Origin of the sequence: Christiangramia qingdaonensis, assembly GCF_048381525.1 — a bacterium.
In the GTDB taxonomy this organism is placed as follows: domain Bacteria; phylum Bacteroidota; class Bacteroidia; order Flavobacteriales; family Flavobacteriaceae; genus Christiangramia.
Genome location: NZ_JBLWIM010000008.1, coordinates 504,147 through 506,854 on the forward strand (window position 1 = coordinate 504,147; position 2,708 = coordinate 506,854).

Annotated in this window: 5 protein-coding genes and 1 pseudogene; all 6 read right to left on the minus strand. The window is 37.4% G+C overall.

The genetic code is table 11. The features are described 5' to 3' along the window. Window positions 1-100 (minus strand): annotated as a pseudogene (locus tag ACNI3T_RS02990) (50S ribosomal protein L7/L12); the annotation flags it as partial. A gap of 56 nt (window positions 101-156) precedes the next feature. Further along, complete coding sequence (gene rplJ / locus ACNI3T_RS02995) at window positions 157-678, minus strand: 50S ribosomal protein L10 (RefSeq protein ID WP_141877090.1); 522 nt, start codon at window positions 676-678, stop codon at window positions 157-159. A gap of 9 nt (window positions 679-687) precedes the next feature. Beyond that, window positions 688-1,386 carry a 50S ribosomal protein L1 gene (gene rplA / locus ACNI3T_RS03000; RefSeq protein ID WP_418226571.1) on the minus strand — a complete coding sequence of 233 codons (699 nt, stop codon included), beginning with the start codon at window positions 1,384-1,386 and terminating at the stop codon, window positions 688-690. A 19-nt stretch (window positions 1,387-1,405) separates the two neighbouring features. Next, window positions 1,406-1,843 carry a 50S ribosomal protein L11 gene (rplK, locus tag ACNI3T_RS03005; RefSeq protein WP_418226572.1) on the minus strand — a complete coding sequence of 146 codons (438 nt, stop codon included), beginning with the start codon at window positions 1,841-1,843 and terminating at the stop codon, window positions 1,406-1,408. A 75-nt stretch (window positions 1,844-1,918) separates the two neighbouring features. Next, window positions 1,919-2,470 carry a transcription termination/antitermination protein NusG gene (nusG, locus tag ACNI3T_RS03010; protein WP_141877088.1) on the minus strand — a complete coding sequence of 184 codons (552 nt, stop codon included), beginning with the start codon at window positions 2,468-2,470 and terminating at the stop codon, window positions 1,919-1,921. A gap of 12 nt (window positions 2,471-2,482) precedes the next feature. Beyond that, complete coding sequence (gene secE / locus ACNI3T_RS03015) at window positions 2,483-2,680, minus strand: preprotein translocase subunit SecE (protein ID WP_026915412.1); 198 nt, start codon at window positions 2,678-2,680, stop codon at window positions 2,483-2,485. Window positions 2,681-2,708: the final 28 nt, after the last annotated feature.

The following is a 2,708-nucleotide window of genomic DNA, read 5'->3' on the forward strand; positions in this document are numbered from 1 at the left end:
GCTCGATACCGTATTCTTCTTTCAAAATATCAGCTAACTCATTTACTTCTTTTACAGTAAGGTTAACTAGTTGTTCTGCGAAATCTTTTAAATCTGCCATTTTCTATCGTTTTTAAAAAGTTCTTTAATTATAATTGTTAAAAAGTGCGTACTATATTATCCTTCTTTTTCAGAAAGGGTCTTAAGGATTCCTGCAATCTTTCCACCACCTGATTTAAGTGCAGAAACAACATTTTTAGCAGGAGATTGAAGTAATCCAATGATATCCCCAATAACTTCTTCTTTAGACTTGATGTTAACCAATGTCTCAAGATAATCATCACCTACGTAGATCGCTTCTTCAACAAAAGCACCTTTAAGTAGAGGTTTATCAGATTTCTTTCTAAAATCCTTAATAACTTTCGCTGGAGCATTTCCAGTTTCCGAAAGCAAAATTGATGTGTTACCCTTTAAAACTGTAGGAAGTTCTCCGAAATCTTTATCGGAAGCCTCCATAGCCTTAGCAAGCAACGTGTTTTTAACTACCGATAACTTAACGTCTGCTTTGAAACAGGCTCTACGTAAGTTAGAAGTACTTCCAGCATCAAGGCCAGAGATGTCAGCTAAATAGATAGTTTGGAATCCGGCTAGCTGGGCAGTTAAGTCTTCTATAACTTGTGATTTTTCTTCTCTTGTCATAATCGTAAATTATTGCTCAGTAAACCTTTTAGTATCTATCGCTACACTCGGGCTCATGGTGCTCGTCATATAAATACTTTTTATATAAACACCTTTAGATGCCTGAGGCTTCAATTTTACCAGCGTAGTTAATAATTCTCTAGCATTACCTGCGATCTTCTCAGCATCAAAAGACGCTTTTCCAATTGCAGCATGTACAATTCCTGTTTTGTCAACTTTAAAGTCGATCTTACCAGCCTTCACATCAGATACTGCCTTAGCGATATCCATAGTTACTGTACCGGTCTTTGGGTTAGGCATAAGACCTCTTGGTCCTAGAACACGTCCTAATGGACCAAGTTTTCCCATCACGCTAGGCATAGTGATGATAACATCTACATCTGTCCAACCACCTTTGATTTTCTCTAGGTATTCATCTAATCCAACGTAATCTGCACCAGCTTCTTTTGCTTCCTCTTCTTTATCCGGAGTTACAAGCGCAAGAACTTTAACATCCTTACCTGTTCCATGTGGAAGAGTTACAACACCTCTAACCATTTGGTTAGCTTTACGTGGATCTACGTTCAAACGAACTGCAAGATCTACAGAAGGATCGAAATTTGCGTTGGTAATATCCTTTATCAAAGCAGATGCTTCAGCAACCGTATACGTTTTACCGTTCTCGATCTTTCCCTGAGCTTCTTTTTGCTTTTTAGTTAATTTTGCCATTTTCTAATTTCTTTTTGGATTAAAACGGTGCTTCACCTTTTACAGTTATCCCCATCGAACGAGCTGTTCCGGCAACCATTTTCATTGCAGATTCAACAGTAAATGCGTTGAGATCCTGCATTTTGTCTTCTGCAATCGCTTTAATCTGATCCCAAGAAACACTAGCTACTTTTTTTCTGTTCGGCTCACCTGAACCTTTTTTAGTCTTTGCCGCTTCCATCAATTGTACTGCTGCAGGTGGTGTTTTGATCACAAAATCAAAAGACTTATCCTTATAAACAGTAATTGCTACTGGAAGTACCTTTCCTTGCTTATCCTGAGTTCTACCATTGAATTGCTTACAGAATTCCATGATGTTCACTCCGGCAGCACCTAAAGCAGGTCCAACTGGTGGTGATGGGTTAGCAGCACCTCCGCGAACTTGTAGTTTTACAACTTTACTTACTTCTTTTGCCATTTTTCAAATTTTTAAATGATAGTTTATTGAGTGGAAGCTGAAAAAACTATCAAAAAATATATGTAACAGTAATTTTTATACTTTCTCTACCTGCATATAACTCAACTCTAATGGAGTTTTTCTACCGAAAATCTTAACCATTACTTCAAGCTTACGCTTTTCTTCATTGATCTTTTCAACAGTTCCATTAAAACCATTAAAAGGACCGTCAATTACCTTGATTGTTTCACCAATTGTGAATGGAATTGCAACATTATCTGTTTTTACAGATAGTTCATCCACCTTTCCTAGCATTCTATTCACTTCAGATTTTCTAAGTGGCACCGGGTCTCCCCCTTTAGTTTCACCTAGAAATCCAATAACGCCATTGATCCCTTTGATAATGTGAGGAATCTCACCGCTGATATTAGCTTGAATCATTACATAACCAGGAAAATAAACTCTTTCTTTATTTACTTTTTTCCCGTTACGAATTTGTATTACTTTTTCAGTCGGCACAAGAACCTGGTCTACAAAATCTTCAAGACCCATATGAGCAATTTCTTTCTCTATATAGTCCTTAACTTTATTTTCCTGTCCACTTACAGCGCGAACCACATACCACTTTTTCTCCTTTGCTTCAGCCATCACTCTTTTGTTTTATGATTTAACCCATTCGAAGTATTGCTCAATCGCTCCACTAAAAAGCGTATCAACACCCCAAATTGCCAATGAAAAAACAATCGAGAATACAGCAACAATCACTGTTAGCCTCTGAGCCTCAGACCAGCTTGTCCAGGTAACGTGGTTTTTTAACTCGTTATATGATTCTGAAATGTAATTAACAAATCCTGCCATGTTCTAAAAAAATATTTGCACGGGTTGA

Coding starts and splice junctions, on each gene's coding strand:
- rplJ (WP_141877090.1), bottom strand. CDS start 678: ATGACAAGAGAAGAAAAATCACAAGTTATAGAAGACTTAACTGCCCAG.
- rplA (WP_418226571.1), bottom strand. CDS start 1,386: ATGGCAAAATTAACTAAAAAGCAAAAAGAAGCTCAGGGAAAGATCGAG.
- rplK (WP_418226572.1), bottom strand. CDS start 1,843: ATGGCAAAAGAAGTAAGTAAAGTTGTAAAACTACAAGTTCGCGGAGGT.
- nusG (WP_141877088.1), bottom strand. CDS start 2,470: ATGGCTGAAGCAAAGGAGAAAAAGTGGTATGTGGTTCGCGCTGTAAGT.
- secE (WP_026915412.1), bottom strand. CDS start 2,680: ATGGCAGGATTTGTTAATTACATTTCAGAATCATATAACGAGTTAAAA.